This is a genomic window from Gammaproteobacteria bacterium (assembly GCA_021647245.1).
Lineage (GTDB): Bacteria > Pseudomonadota > Gammaproteobacteria > RBG-16-57-12 > RBG-16-57-12 > JAFLJP01.
Genome location: JAKIVC010000026.1, coordinates 18,452 through 43,958 on the forward strand (window position 1 = coordinate 18,452; position 25,507 = coordinate 43,958).

At 47.7% G+C, this 25,507-nt stretch carries 21 protein-coding genes and 3 tRNA genes; 14 read left to right on the plus strand and 10 right to left on the minus strand.

Annotated features, from left to right (window positions below; genetic code table 11):
* The first annotated feature begins 4 nt into the window (after positions 1-4).
* From purF to L3J94_08830, 6 genes are all read left to right on the plus strand, one after another.
* A complete protein-coding gene (gene purF / locus L3J94_08805) occupies positions 5-1,516 on the plus strand; it encodes an amidophosphoribosyltransferase (protein ID MCF6218839.1) in 1,512 nt (503 codons plus the stop codon).
* Positions 1,517-1,678: 162 nt separating this feature from the next.
* A complete protein-coding gene (gene pepN, locus L3J94_08810) occupies positions 1,679-4,324 on the plus strand; it encodes an aminopeptidase N (protein MCF6218840.1) in 2,646 nt (881 codons plus the stop codon).
* A gap of 46 nt (positions 4,325-4,370) precedes the next feature.
* On the plus strand, positions 4,371-5,375 hold the full coding sequence (locus L3J94_08815) for a nucleoid-associated protein (GenBank protein MCF6218841.1): 1,005 nt from the start codon (positions 4,371-4,373) through the stop codon (positions 5,373-5,375).
* A gap of 236 nt (positions 5,376-5,611) precedes the next feature.
* Positions 5,612-6,682, plus strand: coding sequence for an undecaprenyl-phosphate alpha-N-acetylglucosaminyl 1-phosphate transferase (locus L3J94_08820; GenBank protein ID MCF6218842.1), 1,071 nt, complete (start codon positions 5,612-5,614; stop codon positions 6,680-6,682).
* Positions 6,683-6,952: 270 nt separating this feature from the next.
* Positions 6,953-7,252 (plus strand): VanZ family protein, encoded by a 300-nt coding sequence (locus L3J94_08825; protein ID MCF6218843.1) that lies wholly within the window; start codon positions 6,953-6,955, stop codon positions 7,250-7,252.
* A gap of 11 nt (positions 7,253-7,263) precedes the next feature.
* Positions 7,264-8,328 (plus strand): squalene/phytoene synthase family protein, encoded by a 1,065-nt coding sequence (locus tag L3J94_08830; protein ID MCF6218844.1) that lies wholly within the window; start codon positions 7,264-7,266, stop codon positions 8,326-8,328.
* A 251-nt stretch (positions 8,329-8,579) separates the two neighbouring features.
* Here L3J94_08830 and L3J94_08835 read toward each other — a convergent pair whose 3' ends face one another.
* The 3 genes from L3J94_08835 to L3J94_08845 all read right to left on the minus strand — a co-directional run bounded on the left by L3J94_08835 (position 8,580) and on the right by L3J94_08845 (position 11,484).
* Entirely contained in the window at positions 8,580-9,278 is a 699-nt protein-coding gene (locus tag L3J94_08835; protein ID MCF6218845.1) for an HAD-IA family hydrolase, read from the minus strand.
* Positions 9,268-9,984 carry a bifunctional 2-polyprenyl-6-hydroxyphenol methylase/3-demethylubiquinol 3-O-methyltransferase UbiG gene (gene ubiG, locus L3J94_08840; GenBank protein MCF6218846.1) on the minus strand — a complete coding sequence of 239 codons (717 nt, stop codon included), beginning with the start codon at positions 9,982-9,984 and terminating at the stop codon, positions 9,268-9,270. Before ubiG ends, L3J94_08835 begins: the two co-directional genes overlap by 11 nt.
* A 171-nt stretch (positions 9,985-10,155) precedes the next feature.
* Positions 10,156-11,484 (minus strand): TRZ/ATZ family hydrolase, encoded by a 1,329-nt coding sequence (locus L3J94_08845; GenBank protein MCF6218847.1) that lies wholly within the window; start codon positions 11,482-11,484, stop codon positions 10,156-10,158.
* 186 nt (positions 11,485-11,670) lie between these two features.
* Here L3J94_08845 and L3J94_08850 point away from each other — a divergent pair, with 186 nt between their 5' ends.
* A complete protein-coding gene (locus L3J94_08850; protein ID MCF6218848.1) occupies positions 11,671-13,107 on the plus strand; it encodes an HD domain-containing protein in 1,437 nt (478 codons plus the stop codon).
* Between the two features lie 19 nt (positions 13,108-13,126).
* Here the strand turns inward: L3J94_08850 and L3J94_08855 are convergent, their stop codons facing one another.
* On the minus strand, positions 13,127-14,281 hold the full coding sequence (locus tag L3J94_08855; GenBank protein MCF6218849.1) for an aminotransferase class V-fold PLP-dependent enzyme: 1,155 nt from the start codon (positions 14,279-14,281) through the stop codon (positions 13,127-13,129).
* A 76-nt stretch (positions 14,282-14,357) separates the two neighbouring features.
* Positions 14,358-15,680 carry a glucose-6-phosphate isomerase gene (locus L3J94_08860; GenBank protein ID MCF6218850.1) on the minus strand — a complete coding sequence of 441 codons (1,323 nt, stop codon included), beginning with the start codon at positions 15,678-15,680 and terminating at the stop codon, positions 14,358-14,360.
* Positions 15,681-16,127: 447 nt separating this feature from the next.
* On the opposite strand from L3J94_08860, the gene L3J94_08865 reads away from it, so the two are divergent.
* A complete protein-coding gene (locus L3J94_08865) occupies positions 16,128-16,331 on the plus strand; it encodes a cold-shock protein (GenBank protein ID MCF6218851.1) in 204 nt (67 codons plus the stop codon).
* A 95-nt stretch (positions 16,332-16,426) separates the two neighbouring features.
* Here the strand turns inward: L3J94_08865 and L3J94_08870 are convergent, their stop codons facing one another.
* From L3J94_08870 to cobU, 4 genes are all read right to left on the minus strand, one after another.
* Positions 16,427-16,831: a hypothetical protein gene (locus L3J94_08870; protein ID MCF6218852.1), complete on the minus strand. Its 405-nt coding sequence runs from the start codon at positions 16,829-16,831 to the stop codon at positions 16,427-16,429.
* Positions 16,832-16,943: 112 nt separating this feature from the next.
* Entirely contained in the window at positions 16,944-17,702 is a 759-nt protein-coding gene (locus tag L3J94_08875; GenBank protein ID MCF6218853.1) for an adenosylcobinamide-GDP ribazoletransferase, read from the minus strand.
* Positions 17,703-17,772: 70 nt separating this feature from the next.
* Positions 17,773-18,825, minus strand: coding sequence for a nicotinate-nucleotide--dimethylbenzimidazole phosphoribosyltransferase (gene cobT, locus L3J94_08880; GenBank protein ID MCF6218854.1), 1,053 nt, complete (start codon positions 18,823-18,825; stop codon positions 17,773-17,775).
* Positions 18,822-19,337 (minus strand): bifunctional adenosylcobinamide kinase/adenosylcobinamide-phosphate guanylyltransferase, encoded by a 516-nt coding sequence (cobU, locus tag L3J94_08885; protein ID MCF6218855.1) that lies wholly within the window; start codon positions 19,335-19,337, stop codon positions 18,822-18,824. Before cobU ends, cobT begins: the two co-directional genes overlap by 4 nt.
* A gap of 409 nt (positions 19,338-19,746) precedes the next feature.
* Here cobU and L3J94_08890 point away from each other — a divergent pair.
* The 6 genes from L3J94_08890 to L3J94_08915 all read left to right on the plus strand — a co-directional run bounded on the left by L3J94_08890 (position 19,747) and on the right by L3J94_08915 (position 23,854).
* Positions 19,747-19,823, plus strand: a tRNA-Pro gene (locus tag L3J94_08890).
* Between the two features lie 19 nt (positions 19,824-19,842).
* Positions 19,843-19,919: transfer RNA gene (locus L3J94_08895), tRNA-Arg, on the plus strand.
* 25 nt (positions 19,920-19,944) lie between these two features.
* Positions 19,945-20,020 (plus strand) — tRNA-His (locus L3J94_08900).
* Between the two features lie 78 nt (positions 20,021-20,098).
* Complete coding sequence (rlmA, locus tag L3J94_08905) at positions 20,099-20,914, plus strand: 23S rRNA (guanine(745)-N(1))-methyltransferase (GenBank protein ID MCF6218856.1); 816 nt, start codon at positions 20,099-20,101, stop codon at positions 20,912-20,914.
* A gap of 12 nt (positions 20,915-20,926) precedes the next feature.
* The gene (locus tag L3J94_08910) at positions 20,927-21,409 is read left to right on the plus strand and encodes a YajQ family cyclic di-GMP-binding protein (GenBank protein ID MCF6218857.1); all 483 of its coding nucleotides are present in this window, start codon (positions 20,927-20,929) and stop codon (positions 21,407-21,409) included.
* 33 nt (positions 21,410-21,442) lie between these two features.
* Positions 21,443-23,854 carry a PilZ domain-containing protein gene (locus L3J94_08915; GenBank protein ID MCF6218858.1) on the plus strand — a complete coding sequence of 804 codons (2,412 nt, stop codon included), beginning with the start codon at positions 21,443-21,445 and terminating at the stop codon, positions 23,852-23,854.
* A gap of 54 nt (positions 23,855-23,908) precedes the next feature.
* Here L3J94_08915 and mltF read toward each other — a convergent pair whose 3' ends face one another.
* Positions 23,909-25,330 (minus strand): membrane-bound lytic murein transglycosylase MltF, encoded by a 1,422-nt coding sequence (mltF, locus tag L3J94_08920; GenBank protein ID MCF6218859.1) that lies wholly within the window; start codon positions 25,328-25,330, stop codon positions 23,909-23,911.
* Positions 25,331-25,507 lie beyond the last annotated feature (177 nt).

Sequence of the window (25,507 nt, forward strand, 5' to 3'; positions counted from 1 at the left end):
GTTTATGTGCGGGATTATCGGTATTGTTGGTCAAGGAAATGTTAATCAATTGATCTATGATGGGTTGACGGTACTACAGCACCGTGGGCAGGATGCTGCAGGGATGGTGACCTGCGATGAGGGTCACTTCAACCTACGAAAGTCCAACGGTCTGGTTCGTGATGTCTTTCATACCCGCCATATGCTACGCCTGACGGGTAATATGGGAATAGGGCATGTGCGTTACCCAACGGCTGGCAGCTTTTCCAGTGCCGAGGCGCAGCCATTTTATGTTAACTCTCCTTACGGTATTGCGTTGGCACACAACGGTAACCTTACCAACGCAGACCAATTAAAAGATGATATATTTCGAGAAGACCTGCGCCATATCAATACCAGCTCCGACTCCGAGATTTTGCTGAATGTGTTCGCCCACGAGCTACAGCGTCAAGGTAAGTTGAGTATTGACCATAACGATGTTTTTGAAGCCGTTGCCGGTGTTCATCGCCGTTGCCAAGGGGGCTATGCTGCGGTAGCGATCATCCCGAACTACGGTATCGTCGGGTTTCGGGATCCATCCGGTATACGCCCCGCCATTTTTGGTCAACGTAAAAAAGGCGAGGGGAGTGAATATATTATCGCCTCTGAAAGTGTCGCGATTGACTCTTTAGACTTTGAAGTTATCCGTGACCTGGCACCCGGAGAGGCTGTTTTTATTAGCCTAGAGGGGCAGATGTATACCAAGCAGTGTGCACGCAATCCCCAATATTCCCCCTGTATTTTTGAGCATGTCTACTTTGCACGTCCTGATTCAATTATTGATGGCATTTCAGTCTATAAAGCGCGCCTGCGTATGGGTGACCTGCTGGCCAACAAAATCATGCGGGTGCTCCCCGAGCATGATATTGACGTGGTCATTCCCATTCCGGATACCAGCCGCACCACCGCGCTCCAGCTTGCAAACAAGATGGGGATAAAGTACCGCGAAGGCTTTATTAAAAACCGCTATATTGGTCGAACATTCATCATGCCGGGGCAGAGCCAGCGAGCTAAATCGGTGCGTCAAAAGCTCAATGCCATCGGTCTGGAGTTTAAAGATAAGGTGGTGCTGCTGGTAGACGACTCCATCGTGCGGGGCACCACTTCCAAACAGATTATTCAGATGGCCCGTGAGGCGGGTGCCCGTAAAGTTTATTTTGCCTCCGCAGCGCCCCCGGTTCGCCATGCTAATGTTTATGGTATCGACATGCCCAGTGTTAAGGAGTTGATAGGGCACGGTCGTGATGATGATGGAATTTGTAAAGAGATTGGTGCCGATTGGTTGGTGTATCAGGATATTGAAGACCTTATCGAATCTGTGCGCCAGGGAAATCCAACCATCAAACGCTTCGATATCTCCTGCTTTAATGGTGAATATGTAACAGGGGATATCACACCGGAATATTTACAAGCACTGGAAGATCGTCGTAATGATGTCGCCAAAAAGAAAACTGAAGCGGCCGATAATGCGGTGCTAGGGATGCATAATAACGACTGATTTGACGGTAAATCCCCACGCTAAATTGAGGTTGGTTAGTCATCGATAGGCTATGCTGTGGCTCCTCTCTGTTTTGTTGAGGTAGATCCCTTAAGCTCCTCACTTATCTGTTGATTCCACAGGAAACACTCTCTCTATCTCTATTCAAAGAGCACACTATTTATGTCGCAATCACTTGATAATGTTATTTACCTGAAAGACTACTCCGCCACCGCCTATGTGATTAAAAACACGCAATTAACTTTTGAGCTGGGTGAGGGTGAAACACGGGTTAATAGCCTGTTGACAGTTTCACGCCGTGAAGGTGTTGCTGCAGAGACACCGCTAGTGCTAGATGGGGAGGCGTTAACACTGCTCTCGATTCGTATTGATGGTGAGCGACTTGCCGCTACACAATATCGGGTGGCTGATAACCAACTCACGATAAGTGACTTGCCTTCCGAGTGTCTGTTGGCGATTGAGACCCGACTACACCCGCAGAGCAATACCTCTCTTTCCGGACTCTATAAGTCCAGCGGCAACTTTTGTACACAGTGCGAAGCGGAGGGGTTTCGGCGGATTACTTACTATTATGACCGTCCCGATGCGATGTCTATCTTCACAACCCGTATTATTGCAGATCCGCAGAAATATCCGGTGATGTTATCCAACGGTAATTTAGTTGATAAGGGGACACTTGCGGATGGCCGGCACTGGGTGCAGTGGCAAGACCCACACCCCAAACCGGCCTATCTTTTTGCACTGGTGGCCGGTGATCTGGCCAGTATTCACGACACGTTCACCACGATGAATAGCCGTGAAGTTGACCTTTATATCTACACTGAGCTGCACAATATTGATCAGTGCGATTATGCGATGCGATCTCTAAAGCAGGCGATGAAATGGGATGAGGTAAATTATGGCCGCGAGTATGATCTGGATACCTATATGATTGTGGCGGTGGATGATTTCAACATGGGGGCGATGGAGAACAAGGGGTTGAATGTTTTTAACTCCAAATATGTGTTGGCCAAACCAGAGACCGCCACTGATGCTGATTATCAGGGTATTGAAGGGGTGATAGGGCATGAGTATTTTCATAACTGGTCAGGCAATCGGGTCACTTGTCGCGATTGGTTTCAGCTGAGCCTTAAAGAGGGTTTTACTGTTTTTAGGGATCAGGAGTTTAGCGCAGATATGCAGTCTCGTGGGGTTAAGCGGATTGAAGATGTCAATATGCTGCGTACCCATCAATTTCGTGAGGATGCCAGCCCGATGGCACATCCGGTGCGCCCAGAATCATATGTTGAAATAAATAACTTCTATACCGTGACAATTTATGAAAAGGGCGGTGAAGTGATTCGGATGCAGCAGCTTCTACTGGGTAACAGCGGATTCCGTAAGGGAACTGACCTCTACTTTGATCGCCATGATGGTCAAGCGGTCACCACGGATGATTTTATTAAGGCGATGGAAGATGCCAATGGTGTGGACTTTAGCCAGTTTAAGCGCTGGTACTCCCAGGCGGGCACCCCAGAGTTGAGTATAAAATCCCGCTATGACCAAACAGCCAATCGATTTACCCTCACTATTCGACAGCATTGTCCCGATACACCGGGGCAGACCGACAAGCAGCCTATGCATATTCCGCTGGCCGTTGGACTGCTGGATCAGCGGGGGAACGATATGCCGCTCCAGCTTCAAGGTGAGGCGGCAGCTCCTTGCAAAACCCTTGTATTGCAGCTTAAACAGGCAGAGCAGAACTTTCAGTTTGAAAATATTGTAGAGCCACCCGTGCCGTCACTGTTACGGGGCTTCTCGGCCCCGGTGAAGCTGAATTCAGACCTGAGTGAGGAGCAACGCTACTTCATCATGGCCAATGATAATGACGACTATAGCCGTTGGGATGCAGGTCAGCAGATTGCGGTGACGTTGATTGTTGGACTGGCGCAAAAAATTCAACAGCGCAGCGAGTGGACGGTGGATTGCCGCTTCATTAAGGCAATGGAGAAGAGTCTCTGTGAGAGCAAAGGCCAGGATAAGGCGATGGTGGCAATGGCATTAACCTTGCCCTCAGAGGCCTATTTGAGTGGCTTTATGTCACCCATTGATCCGCTGGCGCTGCACCAGGCTCGGCGCTTTGTAAGAGAGCAAATCGCCCAAGCATTGCAGCACCCTTTTCTTGAGGTCTACCAGGCCAATAGAGATGAAGGAGATTTTAAAAATGACCCCGCCAGTATGGCGCAACGTAAACTGAAAAATGTCTGCTTAGGCTATTTAATGGAGCGCGGTAGCCTCGCTGTGGTTGCGCATTGTGAACAGCAGTTTTATAGCGCAAATAATATGACAGATGTACTGGCAGCACTCAGTGCCTTGGTTAACAAAGATATTGAACTGGCCGCACCTGCACTGGAGTCATTTTATGATCAGTGGTCAGGTGAGTCGCTGGTAGTGGATAAGTGGCTAGTGCTGCAAGCGACCTCCCGCCTTGAGGGTGCACTGGACCGTGTCCGTGGATTGATTAGTCATCCCGCCTTTAAAATTACCAACCCCAATAAAGTACGTTCACTGATTGGCGCTTTCTGCTCAGGTAATCCGGCGCAATTCCACAACCTGAATGGCAAAGGGTATGCACTGTTGAGTGAGTTTATTCTCAAATTAAACACCCTGAACCCACAAATCGCCTCACGCTTGGTTACGCCCTTGGTCTCTTGGCGAAAATATGATGAGCCACGCCAGCTACTGATGAAAGCAGAGTTGGAGAAGATAGCAGCGACACCTGAGCTGTCGAAAGATGTGTATGAAATGGTAAACAAAGCGCTGGGATAGTGCTTGAGGCTCCCGTATCAATTAACTTTTTAGTCTGGACTTTAACATGGCAACGTCTCAATTAATCGCTCACCACCTGTTCAGTAATGGAGAGCAGCCCGCTACTTTAGCACTGCGTGATCAAGTGCAGGAGGAGGGGCCGTACAAAGAGAGCCTGCTGGATAAGTTGAAAAGCAGCTTTATGGTGCGCTTAACGCGCAGGCATGGCAGCTTTTCAGCTCAAGAGGAACCACTCTTACCCGCTGAACTCGATGCCTATCTGGCCGGTGAACACAGCTTAACTGAAGTGAGTCAGCGTTTCGTGCAGGCGTTTGCCAAACAACTGGAACAGCAGAGTCTGGCACTCAATGCGCACTTTCTGTTTTTCACTGAAAAAGCCTTTGACCATCACCATATTTTCTACCTGTTTGTGGCTCACCAAAGCGAATCGCTGGCAATTAGCGAGCAGTTAGAGGTGTGTCCCAGTTATGTAATCGATACTGGCGCAACCCTGTTCGGCATTAAAGTCGATTTAGCCGAATGGAAGGGTGACCGTCAGTATGCTTATCTTTCGAGCGTCCCACCGAAAGGCGATGCGTCACTGGTTGAGCTGTTTGACCTGTTGACAGGTTTCCACCACGGTATCAATAAACAGGAGAGCACCACTCAACTTCTGGATGGTATAGAGCACTATGTGAAACAGTTACCGAATGAGCAGGCGAATGAGGTGCGACATCAGGTGGTGGAGTATTGCACAGCAAAAGAGAAGAGCGATGAACCGGTCACAATCCCGGGACTCTCTGAGGTGTTAAACGGCATCGATTGTGATCAATTTATCCGCCAGATGGCAACCCACAACCCCAAAGCGGAAGATGAGCCGGTTATGATTGATCGGCGTGCATTGCAACGTTATGTGAAGTTTTCGGGCCGTGAAAAAGCACTGGCAATCAGCTTTTCATCAGATCAACTCAATGAGCGCGTCATCTACGATGAGAACCGTGACACATTGACCATTAATGGCCTGCCCAAGGCACTGCGTGATCAATTATTACGCCACTTAACGGGGCGTTGAGGTTGTTCGATTGAAAATCGGCTGCTGCTTCTGTCGTATGATTCACACAATATAGCGTGGGATTATGATAAATATACCGCTCGCCAGATGCAGTGACATGGCGATTTTTTCTATAAATAAAATTTTAACAAATGAGAATAATGCTATTATTTGAGCTGATAATGACGGCAAAAGCTGACATTTTATATGGACATTGGCTGTGTAATATAGCCTAATTAATGAGATTGTTTTTTTAGATGAATGGTTTTTTCGGTTATCTCGCTGCTTTTGCAGTAACATTTTTTTCAGTGCTGCTTTATATCCCTGTTGCTCGACGTATCGGTTTGGTTGATGCACCGGGTGGACGCAAACACCATGATGGATCAATCCCGCTGGTGGGTGGTGTGGCGATGTTTACAGGGATTGCACTGGCCCTTTTCACTCTGCCTATTCAAATCGACCACTACTACGCCCTGATAGCCGGTATGATCATGATGGTGGCTGTCGGGGTGATAGATGATCTAAAAGATCTCTCTGCTCGTGTACGCTTTCTCTCCCAAGTTATTGCTGCGCTACTGATGGTTTACTGGGGAGATACGCTGCTGCTCAGTTTGGGCAGTGCACTCCATAGTGAGGTCACTGAGTTGGGCGTATGGGCGATTCCATTCACTGTATTTGCAGTGGTTGGCGTGGTCAATGCGACCAACATGACAGATGGCGTTGATGGTCTTGCGGGATCAATGGCACTGGTTATATTGAGCGCATTTGCGGTCATCGCAGCCGCTAATGGCTTGTACAGCGACCTGATGGTGTTATTGGTGGTCATTAGTAGTGTACTGGCATTTCTCCTGTTTAACTTTCCTATTCCAGGAAGAACTCAAGCCAAAGTCTTTATGGGCGATGGCGGGAGCATGTTTTTAGGTTTTGTGATTGCATGGTACGGCGTGTCATTAACCCAAGGTGACAATGCGGCCATCTCTCCGGCGACGGCATTGTGGGTCATTGGCCTGCCTATATTAGATACCATCGCCATTATGACGCGAAGAGTGTTACGAGGTCGCTCACCCTTTGCACCAGACCGCGAACATTTTCATCACATTCTGCAAGTAGCAGGGTTCAGTAAAAGTGGAGTGATTGTGACCATGATGCTGATCAGCTCGCTACTGGCTGCGATTGGCCTGTTTGGCGCGTTGCTGGGGGTGGCAGAATATATTATGTTTTACGGCTACCTTGCGCTTCTGGCACTCTATTTTTGGGGCGTTATGCACGCCTGGCGGGTGATGAAGGTGATTAAAAAAGTAGGTGCTGCTGTTCAAGGCCGACGTTAATTACAATACGGTTCCCTATAAAATAGTAGCCATATTATTATTTATTTTGTAGCTACTTAGCGTGTTTATATTTCACCTCAAGTTGAGGCACTTACGCATACTACAAAAATAACCAAGAGTTGAGGTGAAAGATGAATACGCTGAGTGCCCCATTAGTTTTTACATTAATTTACAGTTAATTACCTCGCAATGTTAAAGAGCTTTCCCTGCGCAAAATTTTTATTTTTTATCGGTTTTATTGCGGTGATCGTGGTTGTTGGTGTCTGTCTGATGCCAATTAATCAGTCGGCGCTGCCCTCCTTTTACGGACTGGATAAGATTGAACATTTTGTAACCTACTTTGTTTTAGCACTCTATTTTTGCCAAATTATCACACAACGCTACCACCTCCACTGTGTGGGGTTGCTGGTGATGCTGGGCATTCTCATTGAGTGTTTACAGATTCTTACGGGCTACCGTATGTTCGATCTTTGGGATATTGTTGCGAACACTCTGGGGGTTGTCGCTGGATACTTTATCGGAAAAAACTATGGTACTGTTTTACAAACCTGTTGCCGAAAGCTTGCCTGATCAACCTTTATATGTCTGCTAACTCAACCGTCATTTTAGGTGAACTGTTACGCGATGTTTCGCGCTCGTTCTACCTCACCCTCAGGGTTCTACCACTCCCCATACGCCAACCAATGGGTATCGCCTATCTCCTTGCGCGGGCAGCCGATACCGTTGCCGATACCGAAATTATTGTGGCAGAACAGCGATTAACCCTATTAAACCGCTTTCGCCAGGCGCTTGCGGGTGATGACTCTGTGGCTCTGTTTCTAGCTGAGATGGAGGGGTTCATCAAGCAACAGCGCCATGCCGGTGAGCGACGACTGCTTGCGCGGCTGGATGAGGTCTTTTCTCACCTGTTTTTGCTACCCCGTGATGATCAAGAGCAGGTGATCGCGGTTGTCATGACCTTAACAGATGGGATGTTGCTTGATTTACAGCACTTCCCCCTGAGCGAGCCGGGTCGAGTGGTCGCACTGCCAAATGCCCAATCACTGGATCGTTACCTCTATCTGGTTGCGGGCTGTGTGGGGGAGTTCTGGAGCGCGATCTGCTTTGCACATGATAAGCGACTGAGGCATTGGGATTTACCCGCACAGCAGGCACTTGGCGTGCAGTTTGGTAAGGCGCTACAACTGACCAATATTTTGCGAGATATTGCCGCAGATTTACACATGGGCCGCTGCTATCTGCCGGAAGATCAACTGGCCGACCTTAACTTGTCTGTTGAAGTGCTGCTCGACTGCGCTCACTCTGCTGCAATGCGACCACTACACCATCAATGGATAGCCCAGGCGTTGAGCCATTACACGGCCGCTGGACAATATATTACCCATACACCACGGCGCTGCATATTGCTGCGATTGGCGACTTTGTGGCCGGTATTGATCGGATTAAAGACACTGCGGCTCACCGCTTTAAATCATAATTACCTGAACCCAGGTGTACGGGTTAAGGTTGGGCGATTTGAAATTTACCGCTTGATGCTGGTTTCATTTTTTGTGGTGGGTTCAAATGTTGCCACAAAGTGGTGGCTGAAACGGCTAAGGGGCCGAGTCATGGCGGCTCTAGTACATCAACCCTCTTCTATTGCCTAGTCAGCGATTCTGTGGCATTTCGCATCAAGGCATAGCCGCAGGTAATGGTTATTCCCTTGACAAGCGTTGTAACGCCGAGGCGGAGTGCTACAGAAACGCCCGAAGGGTTGATGTACTGGGGGCTGTCGGAGTTAGGTGATTGTAGCGAGGGGAAGCCATTTTGAGTCTATTTTTTTGATCGTTTGAGGCGAATATTGGGCATATTCAACGAAAAGGATCGGAGAAATATTCACCCTAACTCCGACAGCCTCCTAACCAGCTAACTCGGCGCTAACACCCTTCCACCGCTCAAGATAATCGAGCACATCCAGTGGTGCCTCAATCATCCCATCTGCGCCCCATGTTTCTGGGGTCTCTGTTTCGTCAATATAGCCAAAGAGAGCGGTAAGTGTTTTCATTCCGGCGCGTCTACCCGCCTCTATATCCCGCTGGTGGTCTCCTATATAGATGCAGTCTGCCGGATTATGGCCTGTTTTTTTGCAGGCATATAGAAGGGGTGCTGGGTGAGGTTTAGGCTGCTCAGCGGTATCGCCACTGACAATACAGGCTGCTCGCAGGCTCATGCCGAGCTCATCCATTAATGGATCGGTGAGCCAGGCGGGTTTGTTGGTAACCACGCCCCAGGGGATATTTTGTGATTCCAGGTGGGCGAGCAGTTGCTCCATCCCCGGAAACAGGGTGCTGTGAGTAGTGAGATTGTTTTTATAAATATCGAGGAACTGCTGTCGTAGTGGTGCAAAACCTGGATCCGCAGGTGTGATACTAAAGCCCAGCGCGATCAGCGCATTGCCACCGTGTGAAACGACCGGGCGAATGGTTTCAAAGGGGAGTTCAGCTTTTCCCTGATGTGTCAGCACGCTGTTGAGCGCAAATGCGAGGTCGGGTGCGGTATCGAGCAACGTGCCATCAAGATCAAACAGTACGCTATAAGGTGTTGGTTTAGAGTTCATTACGTTTGCAGTGCATTAAATAGTTCACATTAACATCACTACTGAGTTTGTACTCTTTGCTCAAAGGGTTATAGCTCATGCCGGTAAGATCTATCGGTGTGAGACCCGCTTGACGACACCACTGGCTTAGCTCAGAGGGTTTGATAAATTTTTGGTACTCATGAGTCCCTTTAGGAAGCATTTTCAGTAAATATTCAGCACCGATAATGGCCAGGGTGAAAGCCTTTGCATTACGGTTAATGGTTGAGAGAAATAGATCTCCACCCGGCTTGAGCATTTTGGCACAAGCGGCAATAACGGAAGAGGGGTCGGGTACGTGCTCGAGCATCTCCAGGCAGGTAACCACATCGTACTGATCGGCATGATTAATTGAAAATGCCTCTGCAGTGCTCAGCTGGTAATCCACTTTTTGGCCCGATTCATAAAGGTGCAATCGGGCAACTGTGAGGGGAGCTTCCCCCATATCAATCCCTGTCACTTCGGCTCCACGGCAGGCCATCCCTTCGGAGAGCAAGCCACCACCACAGCCCACATCAAGAACCTTTTTACCCGCGAGACCGCCGCAGTGTTGCTCTACATAGTTGAGGCGCAGTGGGTTGATGTCATGTAGCGGTTTGAATTCGCTGTTCTCATCCCACCAACGTGAGGCGAGGGCTTCAAATTTAGCGATTTCAGATGGGTCGATATTTTCTACGGTTTCGCTCATGTGGCTTCTTCCTGCTAGGTAAGCTCATTTCAACGGTACATTAGATGTCACTACTCAGCGTATTCACCTTTTACCTCACATTGAGGAAAAATATAAACACGCTGAATCGTGATCAGTAGATTACCATATTGTACCTTCTGACTGGCTGCTTTTTGATCCGCTGAGAGGTGGTTATGCGTGTGAGCAAGAGGGCTTGATTCGGTCTCGCCACTGCTGTGCCTGGTTAATTAGCTCATGGCTGTTAAGAGTGGTGAGTTGACGTGCTTTTAGCAGTTGCTTGCCGGCTACCCAAACATCGGTAACCTGGTGGCGACTTGCGGTATAGACAATTTGTGAAATGGGGTGGTAGACCGGCTGGCTCTCAAGCTGGCCAAGATCAATCGCCGTGATGTCAGCTGCTTTGCCAATAGTGAGTGTGCCCACTTTATCATCAATGCCGAGTGCGCGAGCACCGCCCAGCGTGGCCATCTCCAGTGCTTTATACGCTGGCAGGGTGGAGGCATCACCCGAAACACTTTTTGCCAGCTGTGCTGCCGTACGCATTTCACTGAGCATATCCAGATCATTGTTACTGGCGGCACCATCGGTACCGAGTGCCAGATTGATACCGGCATCCAATAATTTACCAATCGGTGAAAAACCACTCGCCAGCTTAAGGTTAGACTCGGGGCAGTGGACAACACTCACCCCTGTTTTAGCGATTAATGCGATCTCATCATCATTTAGCTGGGTCATATGAACCGCTAACAGGCGCGGTGAGAGCAAACCCAGTTTATGGAGTCTGGCCAGTGGGCGCTGGGCTGTTTTTTCCATCTCCCCGCTGATCTCATCTGCTGTTTCATGCAGGTGCATATGTAGGGGGATATTAAGCTCCTCTGCATAGACCAGTGCGCGTTGCAGTGATTCATCAGAGACGGTGTAGGGTGCGTGCGGTGCCAGTGCGGTGTTGATCAGTGGGTGGTTTCGATATTCATCATGCAGCGCCAGCCCCTTTTCAAGGCACTCACTGCTATTTTGTGCCCAAGCCGTTGGGAAATCGATTAATATCATGCCGATGGTGGCACGCATGCCTGCGGCGTTAGCGGCGCGAGCAGCCTGGTCGGGGAAGAAGTACATATCGTTAAAGCAAGTGGTACCACAGCGCAACATCTCAGCCATAGCGAGCTGGGTGCCTGTGTAGACAAATGCTTGATCAACAAATTTAGCTTCAGCGGGCCAGATATGATCTTGCAGCCAGCTCATTAAAGGCAGGTCATCTGCCAGGCCACGCAGTAGGCTCATCGCGCCGTGGGTATGTGTATTGATCAATCCGGGTATAAGCGCGTGGTCAGTGAGGTGTTCATGTTGTTTCGATGTATATCTACTTGCACTATTTTGGCTGGGCAGAAGATCAATAATGTGACCATTGTTGATAACAAGTGAATGCTTTTCAAGTACAGTATTGGTGGGCTCAACTGGGATAATCCACCCCGCATCAATAATTGTATCAACATGCTGCATTATGTTTCCTTCCATTATAAAATAAGTGTAGAGGCCGTGATCAGTCGAAAATGAATTTCACTGATGGAGACTTTTGCGCCGCTACTTGGCAAAGGTCTCTGATCGATAATAACAATAATTACAGCTAACCAGGATGGTTGCTCTTACCGGGCCAGTTGCGCTCACCGCAGGGTAGTTATACTACATATGATAAAACCAAGTATTCAAACACTTATTGCTAAAAGTTTAATTACTTTCTTATTGATACTGGCTCTGCTGACGGCGATTATCTCTGGAGTGAACTTTCGTGAACTCTCCAAACAATCCATCGAAAACCAAGCATTGGCGCACGCAAAATTAGTCCGTGCAGGCTTAACTGCCCATATGAAAGGGGGGATTATGGATAAACGGGGCTACTATCTGGATGAAATTCGTCAGCTGGATAACATTAAAAGCTTGGAAATTGTTCGGGGTGCCTCCGTAATGGCTCAGTTTGGCCCGGGACTGGTGTATGAAAAGCCGGTCGATGAAACCACCGCCCAAGTGTTTGCATCTAAACAGCCACTTTTCATTATTGATGAGTTCACCTTATCCCCAACCATTCGCGCCATTATCCCCTACATTGCAAGCAGTGAAGGGCGCTTGAACTGCCTGGGTTGCCACCAGGTAGAGGAGGGCACGGTATTGGGTGCTGTGGATATTGTGATGGATGTCTCGGAGTATCAGCGCTGGGGTTTGATGGTATTGGTTGGGATTTTCGCAACCATTATTATCTTCCTAAGCCTGATTTTGATCAACACTATTCGAACCGTACATAAGCATGTACAGCGCCCGCTGGAAGATTTAATTAAAAATGCCGACACCGCATTTCATAATCACCAACCGGTTCATGCGGAGGAGTTCGAAACCCGCGAATTTGTGGATGTTGCTAACGAAATCAACCTCTTTAATAACGATATTATTGCACACCAGGATATGCTCAAGAAGAAGAACAGCGAGCTGGAACAACTGAATAGCGAAATTGAGAGCACCCTGCGTGACACGGTCTACACTATGGGTGTGATTGAAGAGCAGCGCTCAAAAGAGACCAGCAATCACACCAAGCGGGTCACACTCTATAGCCAGTTGATTGCAGAAAAAATGGGGCTGACACCGCGAGAAATTGAGTTAGTAACCTTAGCCGCACCGTTACACGATATTGGTAAAATTGGTATTCCAGACAGCATTCTCTTGAAACCTGGCAAACTGAATGATGCTGAATATGAAATTATGAAGAGCCACTCTCGTATTGGTTACACCATGCTCAGTCACTCCGAGCGCGACATTCTGCATGCCGCTAGCATCATTGCACTACAGCACCACGAAAAATGGAATGGAACAGGTTACCCCCAAGGTCTCAAAGGGGATGGAATTCATATTTTTGGTCGTATTATCGCTTTAGCTGATGTGTTTGATGCGTTGTACTCTCCCCGTGTTTACAAAAAAGCGTGGGATCTGGAGAGTATAGTTAACTTAATAGCAGAAGAGCGAGGCCAGCACTTTGACCCACAACTGGTTGACCTGTTCCTGCGAGATATTAACGAGTTTGTGGATATCTGTAATCAATACCCATCGGGGTTTCCAGAAGATGGGTACATGAAGTAGTCGCCAGTCACGGGTTCTGTTAAAAGTGAGTCTGCTGAATACAGTTATCAAGGCGCAAGAAGGCGCGGTCTATGCTCTTTTGCGAGGTGTAAAAGTGTGGTGAAAAGCGGATTCCGCCACCCCGTGCAGCACAGATTACACCCCTATTCATCAAGGATTGGTAGAGGTGCTCAGAATCAATTTTTTGATGGCGAAAGGTTATAATGCCTGAGCGATGCTGAGGGTCTGATGGTGAGATTAAAGTAAGCTGCGGGCGCTGTTTGATGAGGTCAAGCATCTGATTTACCCGCTCAGCAATCAACTTCTCCACATTTTCCATGCCTACCTCAAGTAACAGCGAGAGGCTGGCATCCAGTGCGTGTATTGCCAACATGTTTGGGCTGCCACACTCGAAGCGTCGCGCTGACTTGGCAGGTTGCCAGCGCTCTTGATTATATTCACCAACAGCTTCGACCATATGCCAGCCGTACTGGTTGAGTTTCAGGGTGTTAATGTGCTCTCTACGGCAGTAGAAGAGTGCCAGCCCTTCGGGTCCAAACATCCACTTGTGCCCATCAGCCATCACGAAATCGGCATTAATCGCTTGCACATCAAATGGGTGAGCACCTAAGCTCTGTATCGCATCAACACAGAAAAGAACTCCGTTGGCATGACAATAATCACCGATCATTTTCAGGTTAAGTTTTATACCCGAAGCATACTGCACCGAGCTGACGGTTAAAAGTTGGGTCTTTCTATCGCATTGGTCAATCAGTGCCTGCTCAGGTGAATCACTCGGCTCAAGGTTGGCTTTGCGTAACTCAACACCTTGATTTTTCAATGACTGCCAAACAATTCGATTGGATGGAAACTCTTGATCGCTGCTGACAATATTGTCACCCTGTTGCCACTCCAGGCCATAAGCAATAACAGAGAGTGCTTCGGAGGTGTTTTTAAGCAGTGCAATTTCATCAAGACCCTCAGCATGGATCAATGTTTTGAGTTGGCCACGCAGCCGGTTTTCAACTTTAAGCCACTCAAGGTAGTCGGTTGCACCCCGTGTAAGGTTTTGCTCAGTAAAGCGGGTGATAGCCTCCGCACTGCGCCGAGGCCAAGGGGCAATGGCAGCATGGTTGAGATAGTCGAGGCTATCTTCAATGGGGAACTCTTTGGCGATAATGTCAGGTGTCAGCATGAGAGGAGTCAGTGGTAAAGTTGCATTAAGGAGCCTCTGAACTCATCAATGTCGCTCAGAGGCTGATATCGAAGCGCTATACCGTCAGGTCCATCGCCTGTAACTCTGCCAGGTATTGGCGGGTAAGTACTTTGCTCTCCTCAACTGCGGGTTGGTCGAAAGGATCAATGCCGAGCAGTTCACCAACCACTACCGTCTCCATCTCCAGCAATATAATGAGCTCTCCTAATGCGTAGGCATCACGGTCAAGCAGTGCAATGGTACGGTTTGGGCGTTGTCGATTGGCGTGAGAGGTACGTGTTGCTTTCATCTCAGACATGAACAACTCACCGATGGTATGCCCCGCCAGTGGCGCAATGGCAGGAATGTCTTGAAAGCGCATCGGTACTCGCTGGCCTTCATAGCGTTGTGATGGATCGGTCAGAAAGGTAACCAGCTTATCGTCCGGGCCATCAAGCAGCAGTTGTAATACCGAATGTTGGTCGGTGACACCGTGTGCTTCCATTGGCGTGAAGCCGACACACTTGCCATTTGAGTCAACCTTACCCAGTGATTCAGCCCAAAGTTGACGGAACCAGTTAACAATCAGGCGCATATTATCTGAGTAAGGCATCATCAAGGTGATTGAACGCCCTTTTTGCGCGTGAAGGTAGTGGGTTGCACCATTATAAAAAGCCGGATTTTCAAGCATGTTCTTTTCAGTGCAGCGTTTAGCCATGGCGCGTGCGCCCTCTAATAGGCCATCAATATCTACGCCCGATATATACGCAGGCAGCAGACCTACTACGGACAAGACTGAAAAACGCCCACCCACCGGCGGGTGTTCTACAACGGAAATGGATAGACGCTGTGCTAATTCATACAGAGCACCCTCTTTGTTTTCGGTAATAACTAACGTATGGTCGCGGACGTTTTCTTCACCCAGCCAGCGCTCCATGCGGGGGAGAACAGCTAGGAACTGGCTTAATGTTTCTGCTGTATTGCCCGACTTTGAGATGATCAATAGCAGTGTTTCGCGCCAGTCGACGTCATTTAACTCACGCAGTGTTGAGGGGTCTACGTTATCGTAAAACTTTACTTTGTTTCGAGGGTTGTGGTGGCCAAGTGTTCGGATCAACATCTCCCCGCCCAGTGATGACCCGCCAATGCCAAATATCACCGTATGCTTAAAATTACGCGCAAACTCCTGACCACGGAGCTTGATCTCTTCCAGTTGGGCGGTACGAGGGAGGTTTAAAAAATGAGGAGTGGACTGGTTATACCAGTCGTCTATTTTGCTACGCAGGTTATCAAGCCTGGGGGCGAGTGCCTCGATCTCTTGATTCGAGATACCATTTTCACCAATTACATCACTCAATAAATTGCTATTATCAATTGTCAGGCGTGAAATATCGTTCACAATATCCTCCTAAAATTATTTATTGAGACTTTTGCAAGAATCTATTTTATTTGTGCAAAGGTCTTTCATTTTTATCTTGTGCAGTTGCACACTCAATGGGGTGTCGGTGTTCTTATCGGCAGTTAAAGAGACCCTGAACAGCTCATTGTTAATTTTATTGATCGGGCTTATTTTCAGGTACTGATGGCCAAAGTACACTAGCAAGTTGAATCTACGAGTTGTCAGTTGCGTTAAAATGATTGCAAATAAAAGTACCACGTTGCTCATTGTCTACATAGAGAAGAGTATAAATCAATAATTATGTCTAAGTTTCTTGGCATTATCGAGTGCTTGGATTATGCTTAAGTTACATATCATTTTGGTCACATCTTACGTTGTTCTGGATGGTGAACTCTATGGTGGTTTTGTATCGGCAAAATTTATTTTTTAATTTAAAGGTAACAGGCAATGGCAACAGGAACAGTAAAGTGGTTTAACGAAACTAAAGGCTTTGGTTTTATCTCTCAAGATGATGGCGGTGATGATGTGTTTGTACACTTCAGTGCAATCCAGACTGAAGGGTTTAAGACATTGCCTGAAGGCGCAAAAGTAAGTTACGACGTTCAAGATGGCCCTAAAGGTCCGCAGGCAAGTAACGTAGCTACGCTGTAATCCTTACAAGCGTAACACGGGGAGGTGCTGATTCGACCCGCTGGGTTGTTCAGGCACCTCCCAAAAAAGCCCCTTTTCTGGGGCTTTTTTGCTCTCTACTCTAGCCTTGTTACTGTACGTTCTAGCGAATGAGCAATGCTATCATCACCAAACAGCTCTTTGAAGGGTGCGTAGCCGGGGAGGGATATGCAGACTTCGCGGTCGCGCCACACATTTGAATCAAGATAGATGCCTACTTTTTTGGGGCTAGGGAAGTAGCCATATTTATAGTCCACCCCCAAAACAAGTGGTTCGCTATCACAACCATTGACCATCACCTTACCCTGCTTTAAAAGCTTGCTGCCAAGAGGGGATCCACTGTTGTCAATAAACTGAATGTGGATAAGCTGCTTTGCCTGTATCACTTCCAGTGGGACACCCATGATCAATCGATCACTTCCTGCCTGCACAAGAAGCGGCATACTGACGAGCAGTGCTAAAAAATAGTGTGTAAATTTCATGGTGTGACCTCTTTTTTAAAGATATGTTTCACCATACCGCGAGCTTGTCAGTAGGGGAAATTGTATTCTTATATGGCATTCATAGGCTTTATTGATGAATGTGAATCGTAGCTTAGTCAGCAATGCAAAACAGGCTAAAACTCACCAGTAATACCACTTCAAGTAGCTCAACCATCGCTCCCGCCGTATCACCTGTGGTGCCCTTCAGGCGTGCCAACATCCACCAGCGGAGCACTATAAACCCCAGTAAGGCTGATAGCAGTAAGATTAAGCCGGCGGATTTGAGGAGTAGTATGCATAAAAGAATAACACCACAGACAACAAACCATGCTTGAGTGCGGGGCAGGTGGGTTGCCAGTGACTCTCCCAGCCCATTTTGACGAACATAGGGGGTGGTTAGAAAGAGAACCACTATAAAGCTGCGACTCAATACAGGAATAATAATTAATGCTAAATATTGAGAGTATTCCGTAACATGTTGTATTGCAGCATATTTAGTAATCAATACTAATAAAATAGTAGCCACGGCGGCAGGGCCGCAATAGGGGTCTTTCATTATTTCAAGGGTACGTTTTCGGTCACCATAACCACCCACCCAGGCATCGGCGCTATCGCCTAAACCATCAAGATGAAGTCCACCGGTAATGATTACCCAAAGTACCAACACCAGGGCGGCGGTAACTTCAATGGTTGCAGAAAAAAGCAGCCAGTTGAGTGCTGCCAGCATTAAACCGATAACGAGGCCAACAAGTGGGTAGTAGAGCAGTGAACGACCAAGATTAAGCGGGGTAATCTCCTGCAACTGGGGTGTTGGCAGGCGTGTGAGTAGCTGGAAAGCGATAATGAGAGGTGAAAGTTTTGGCTTGATCACGTGATTCTCAATGGGGGTGCTTTAAATATAAATAACATTAAAAAGACAGTGTAACTTATTAATAAATTAACTATATTTTATTTGAAATATCAGCCTCTTCGAAGGTGGCCATTTGGCTGTGCAGATTACAGGCAAGCTTTAACAGTGGCAGCGCCACTGCAGCGCCGCTCCCTTCACCCAGCCGCATTTTAAGATCCAACAATGGTTGTGCATTTAAAGCCTCCATCAATACAGCGTGTCCAGGCTCATGGGATCGGTGAGAGTAGATTAACCAAGGTGCGATTTCTGGTTTTATACGCACAGCAGCCAGTGCCGCCGCTGAGGTGATGAAACCATCAACCAAAGCCGGTATTCCATGCTGTGCACAGCTAATATAGGCACCGACAATAGCGGCCATTTCGAAACCAGCAAAATATTGCAGTGCATCCAGTGCAGAGTGGATGCTTTTTTGGTGATAGGCTAATGCATTATTAATGACCGTTATTTTATGTTTAATACCATCGGCATCAAGCCCGGTGCCGGGACCGGTAAGGCTTTCCGCAGAGAGTGTAAGTAATGAGCAGCCCAGTGCCGTGGCTGCACTGGTATTGGCGATGCCCATTTCACCGGCAATAAAGAGTTGCGCCTCACACTCGCTGGCATGAATAACAGCGGAGCGCCCAATTTGTAAGGCCTGCTCCAGCTGCTCTTTACTCATTGCCGGGTGGTTGGAGAAGTTAGCAGTACCGGGCGCAATACGTGCATCTAGCACGTCCTTGAGAGGCTCTATCTTATTAACAGTGCCCACATTAACCACCTCAAGGTGGGCATGATTCTCCCGTGCCAAAATTGAAATGGCCGCACCACCACGGGAAAAGTTACGCACCATTTCAGCGGTGACTGCTTGGGGGAAGGCCGATACACCTTCTTCTGCAACTCCATGATCAGCGGCAAATACGGTGATGTGCGAGCGCTCAAGCGTGGGGCGCTTTACACCTTGCATCCCTGCTAGTCGGATAGCCAGCGTCTCTAGCTCTCCCAATGCACCGGGTGGCTTTGTGAGTTTTTGCTGATGATTGGCGGCGGCTTGCTCTGCTGATTGATCGATGGCAGTGCTGGGGATTTCTAGCCAGCTTGGGTTCACAGTGGATCTCCTTTCATAATTAGCGGAAGACCTGCCGCAGTAAAGACAACCCGGTCACACTGTTGTGCCAGGGATTGATGTAGCCACCCTGACTCATCAACAAATTGACGGCTTATGCTGCCCATAGGAATGATGCCAAGGCCAACCTCGTTGCTAACGAAAATAATTTCACCCGGCAGCTCGGCAACCACATTAAGTAGTGATTTTCTCGCCAACTCGGTCTCCCCAGTGCTACAAAGGAGGTTGCTTAGCCATAATGTGAGGCAATCAACCAAAATGCAGCGCTGGGAAGCTGCCTGCTGTTGCAAGGTTTCAACCAGATTATAAGGTGATTCGATGGTTGTCCAGTGGGCAGGGCGCTGCTGTTTATGTCGATTAATTCGTTGCTGCATCTCTGCATCACTTGCAGTGGCAGTAGCGATATAGATAACCGGTAAGCCGGTTTCTGCCGCGATCTTTTCAGCTAAAGCACTTTTCCCCGAACGCGCCCCCCCTAGAATCAGTTGTTTCATTGTCGCATCATACCTCTCTTCAGGGGGATTCTGAACAGTACAGGGCGTAAAGAATCGAAAGTAACACGTTGATAAAATATATGCGCTGCATAGTGCACATACTGACAGGTTATTGCAAATGAAGCGGGGATGCTCCTACAGGGCGGGCGTGGGGGAGGCTAAGTGTCAAAATGAGAGATAAATACTGGATTAGGGCCTTTTTGAGTAGCTGTTTAACGCGCTAGAGAGTTGATATTGCTCACTCTTTTTTTGAATATAAAAATCATATTTTTTTATATAATAACGGTTGCCAATAAAAGCAATTTTCTGTACTATTCGGCTCCTCGTTAGGCCTTACGGCTAGCGGGAAAGCGTCGTAAATAAAGCTTGCATCACATACACCGAAATGTATAATGCACGCCAACACAATCGGGGCGTAGCGCAGTCTGGTAGCGCGCCTGCTTTGGGAGCAGGATGTCGGGAGTTCGAATCTCTCCGCCCCGACCAATTTTTTCGAACAAGTCATGCGCCCGTAGCTCATCTGGATAGAGCATCGGCCTTCTAAGCCGAGGGTAGCAGGTTCGAGTCCTGCCGGGCGCACCATATTCCGGTAGTTATCATCATTATGGTGGGCGTAGCTCAGTTGGTAGAGTCCTGGATTGTGATTCCAGTTGTCGTGGGTTCGAGCCCCATCGTCCACCCCATCCATATAAAAGGCCTAGCACTTAACGAGTGCTAGGCCTTTTTTATTGGCTAAAAATAATTAGTTGATGGAGTCTGGTTTGAAGTCCATATATAAGTGTCCCGTCTGTAGTGAAACGCTTGAGTTATTGCAGCGCAGCTGGCGGTGTGCGAATAATCATCACTTTGATATGGCCCGTGAGGGGTATGTGAACCTGCTACTGGCGCACCAAAAGAAGAGCAAGCAGACCGGTGACAATAAGATGATGATTCAAAGCCGTCGTCATTTTTTGAATAACCACTATTACGATATTCTCCCTGAAAAGCTATCTGCACTACTGAGTGTCCATTTTTCATCAAAGCTCTTTTCACTGCTCGATATCGGCTGTGGCGAAGGGTATTACAGTGATTTTATTCAAAACAACCTGCCCGAGTGCCAGGTGTGGGGAGTTGATATATCGAAGCCCGCCATTATTGCAGCGGCTAAGCGTTACCCCAACATTTCATTCTCTGCGGCCAGTAGCTACCGCTTGCCGATTAATGATCAGGCGGTGGATGTAGTCACTAAAATTTATGCCCCTGCCGAGAACGATGAGATTTTTCGTGTGTTAAAGCCTAATGGGTTATATTTTTCAGTAACACCTGGAAAATCACACCTGTTTGGCCTTAAAAAACTTATTTACGATACGCCAAAAGAGCATGATGAGGCGGAGAGTGTGCCGGCAGGCTTTGAGTGGCTGGATCGATCTGTTTTGTGTGATGCGATTAAAATAGAAAATAATCAGGATATTGCGAATCTTTTAGCGATGACCCCGTATTTCTGGCAGCTGAGTAAGTCACGCCATCAAGAGATTGCCGCACTCAGCACACTGAACACTGAGATCAGCTTTATAATTAATATTTACAGAAAAAATTGAGGAGTATGAGCCGTGCCATCATTCGATATTGTTTCAGAGGTGGATATGCATGAAATCACCAATGCAGTTGACCAAGCAAACCGCGAAGTCAGCACCCGTTTTGATTTTCGCGGGGTTGATGCGCGCATAGAGTTGAAAGGAGAGGCGATTACGTTGTTTGCCGATGTCGACTTCCAGCTCAAGCAGCTACTTGATATTTTGTACAACAAGATGACCAAGCGCAATGTTGATATTGGCTACTTGGATACAGATAAAGTTGAGGGCGTTGGTAAGCAGGTACGCCAACGTTTGAGTTTAAAGCAGGGCATTGACTCACTCACCGCCAAAAAAATCGTTAAAATGATCAAAGATAAAAAGCTTAAAGTGCAGGCTCAGATTCAAGGTGACCAAGTGCGTGTTACCGGTAAAAAGCGAGATGACCTGCAAACCGTGATGGCTTTCCTGCGTGGTGAGAGTGTGGATGTACCGCTGCAATTTAACAACTTCCGCGATTAGGCCTAATATTCTGTAGATGATGGACGTTATTGGGTGTACACCCTTATTGCGTTAGACGGAAAAATGGCAGATATAGACGAATATAAATTCGAGCAAGCCCCTTCAACCAACTCTCTTGGTGACGCTTCCGCTTTTGTAGAGAAGATGGAGGAGGCGCGCCTCTCCCGACCATGCCCTTCATTTGTCGATATGCGAGGAAAAGTGGCGGGAATCTGCAAGCCATACCAGTATGGTGATCGTATATTTCACATGGATGCCGCCTCTCAAAGCATATTTGAGCGGCGCTTGAGTGACAATGGCGGCGTTTTTACCCAGGGCGCTTATGAGGAGATTATTAACGGCGAGCACACCCTGCGCTATATTCGCCAAAAACGTGAACAGGCACAGCGAGCGCTAGATCAAAAAGGGGCGCTAGAGTCCAACATCGATATTATTGACTTTGGCTTTTACCGCAAGCGAGAGCAGGAGCGCTATGAGCTAGTGACACACCTGGTGGTTTTTACGGATGAAAATAATTACTACGGCACTACTCGGGATATATCCGACAACGGACTTTTGGTACTCATTCCACTTAATTACACCGTTAAAAATGGCGATGTCGTACATTTATCATTTTATGATGAACGCGATGAATACATTACTGACGATGACCTGAAAAAACTGCATAAAATCCCTTACGAAGTGAGGCGAACCACCGAAAAGGGTGACCGCCTGGCACTGGCTTTGCAGCGCAAAATTGATGAAGATGACGAGGCAAACCTAGCTTATCTCAGAAAAGCCATTGAGGATAGAAGAAGCCGCCTGCGGGCAGATACGAAAGGTATTGTTTCCAATCGCAGCACTGAGGTTTTTGAGCGTTACTACGCCGACAGCGCGGTTCCCATGTCTCTTTTTTACAACTATGGTCGAGGTGAGTCCCAGTTGCTGGGAGTAGGGCGCTCTGCGGGTAATGAGCGACTGCACAATTTTTTTAAAATAGATAAGACCCAATACGATTATTCAGCACTTAATGATGCGCGCTGGCTGCCACCACTGATTGCCCGCTGTCTTGAACGCGGTGCGGCGACCAGCTGCATCGTCACCCTTTACCGTTTTAAAGGCCAAAAATCCAAATCCCTACATGTCATTAGTAGTGATCAACTGCCATCAATAAAGCTATTTACCCTGTTATGGGCGCACCTGGCTGATGCGGAGCAGCGTACTTTTCGGTTAACCCTCAACCCGGCCCAGGAGGTTCCTAATGAGCAGATGCAAGAGATACTCCAGCCGATGCTGCAATATTTCCCCGAACAGGTGGATGCCATTGAGCAGACCATTTCATCGGTAAAAGTTGTTGGCACACTGCTTGACCTTACCGATAGTCTGATACTTGCGACAAAACAGCGTGGGGCACACAACCTCACTCCACAGAGACTTCTCAAAGCAATTAACAGCCAATTTCCTGATGACCTTCTCAGTTCATTCCCTCGCCCAATAAAACAACCGAAACAGATACTGTTTGGTTATCACCAACAGCGGAATGAGGAGCGTTATATCATTGAGCTGGAGCTGGTATTGATGCACTTTGATGAAACTTTTCATGCCACCTCGCTGGATTTATCGATTCGGGGTTTACGCGTCCGCCTTAAAGATGAGTCGGGTGATTTTTATAAAGGGCAGGAGTTAAGTGTCTGCTTCACATCCTTGTTAACATCCGCTTCTGTAAACCTGAAAAAAGTGATCTATAAAGTTGTCAAAGTATTTGATGACACGAATGAACTAGCGCTGGTAAGAGTCTCCCATAGTCGTGAAGACTTTTTGATTGATGATTTTTTCAACAGCCTCATCTTGCGTAATAAAGAGATTTTAAATATTGATGCGGGAGATATTAGTGATGAAATATTGAGCGCACTCTATGAAAACCTGATGGTGGCAGATCTGCAATCTGTACCACTCTTTTTGGCAAGAAAAGAGGGGGAAATGAGCGTTGCCCATGTGGCAATGACCCTACAGGGAAATAACCTGCTGGATTACCTGAAGAACAGCAAAAAACAGCTTGAACTTGAGTTTATCAATAACCCAGAGGTATTGGGACGATTAATGCGATTACTTAAATCAAGCGATGATGGGCAGGCAGAGGTGATGATATTAAGCTACCGCTCTGCAATGAGTGGTGAGTTAATAACGGTTCCTGATTATGAGATCGATAACAGGGAAGAGCGGGTTGAATTCATTCGGCAAATGGTACGTAACAAAAACTACCGCATACTGCAGTTATCAATCAGCGGGCTGCCACACTACACAGATGATGATGAGAGAAGAATTTTAGCTCCCGTCTATAGCCAGTCCATGTCACACGCTAAGCGGTTGAAACTGAAGCTTGATCGTTTGTGGGCCATTGGTGAGATCAATGATGTTACCCGTGAGTATCTATTGGCACTGCGCAGCCCATCAGTTGGAGATTGAGTACCACTATCCCAGATGCTTCCAAAAATTAAGGTGACTGTTGACAGTTAAGTTTCAAATCGCCCTGGGCAGGGTAATAGTCGACTCCTCAAGCTTCCCTTCAGGGAGTTGCCCACTCTCTTTATCACCCGAAATCCGCTGTACCAAATCATAATAGTTACGAATATTACGAACATACATGACCGGCTCGTGTCCCCGCGCATAGCCATAACGGGTATTTTTATACCACTTTTTCTGTCGTAACAGCGGCAAGCTCTCCTTCACATGCATCCACTTGTCAGGATCTAGCCCTCGTTGGGCAGTGATGATACGTGCATCCTCAAGGTGGCCAAATCCAACATTATAGGCCGCAATAGCCATCCAGGTTCGATCCGGCTCCTCTATTCTTTTAGGGATTCTTCTCATCAGTGACTTCAAATAGCGTGCACCCCCGTTAATACTCTGCTTGGGGTCAATACGGTTGCGTATTCCAAGCTCTCTCGCGGTGGTGAGTGTCAGCATCATCATACCCCTTACCCCGGTTGGTGAGACCGCCTTTGGGTTCCAGTGGGACTCTTGGTAAGAGATGGCTGCAAGTAGTCGCCAATCAATATCATTCTCGATGGCCGCTTCTTCAAATAGCTCGCGATAGACTTGCAACCGCTGGTAGTAGTGTGTTTTGAATTTTCGCGTACCCACGTAATCAAATGACTCTGTGTGACCGTAATAACGCTCCAGCAGTTGAGCCAACTCACCCGAATCGGCAAGTGATGCAAAAAAAACGACCGCTTGATCATATAAACTACTGTCATCACTCAAAGGGAAGGCCCATGCAAGTGACTCGGGTTCACCTAGGTCAAATGCGACGCGAAGCTCTGGATAAAAACGCTGGCTAAGAGCAACCTCATTAGAGTCTGCAATGGTGTAGTCAATCATGTGTTCCCAGACAAACGTGAGTAACTCCTCCGACTCCATTTCGCTGTTTTCGCGCCAACGCAGGGCAGGGTATTGCTGTTGTAGTGTGACGAGCTGCTCAACATGACTGCTGCCACTTACCACTTCGATATCGCCTTCAATAATATCGGCAACACTTTTCGGTCTTGGATTACCGTAGCGATATATTAACTGCTGGGTTATCTGCTGATAACCTGGGCCAAAGCGGACCACTTTTTGACGCGCTTCGGTAATCGAGAGACCTGCCGCCGCAAAGTGAGCATCACCCCGGGTAATCATGGGGATAATATCCGGGAAAAAAGGCGGGGTAATGATTTTTAGTTGTACACCGAGCTGGTCAGCAAAACGCTTGGCAAGTTCATACTCAAGTCCGGTAGGTTGATCATCAGGCCCCTGGTAATAGGTGGTTGCACCGGGGCGCATGATGACCACAATCTCACCCTCTGCTTTTATTTTTGCCAGCACGGAAGTCTCAGGGAAAAAATTACACCCCTGCAAAAACAGTCCCAATAAAATAATTTGTAAAATGAGTAACCAGCGCATCGGTAACCTAATTAAGAACCATAACAACGGTAGCGGCATATGGTTACATATTGTGTACGCCCAGCATGGGCATGAACTCATGAGGTGAAAGTCCTCTGTAGGAAGATCACCGTCGAACACCGTGTTGTTAGTAGACGATAACTACTAGCGAATGGCAAGGGCCAACCCGCGAGGGGC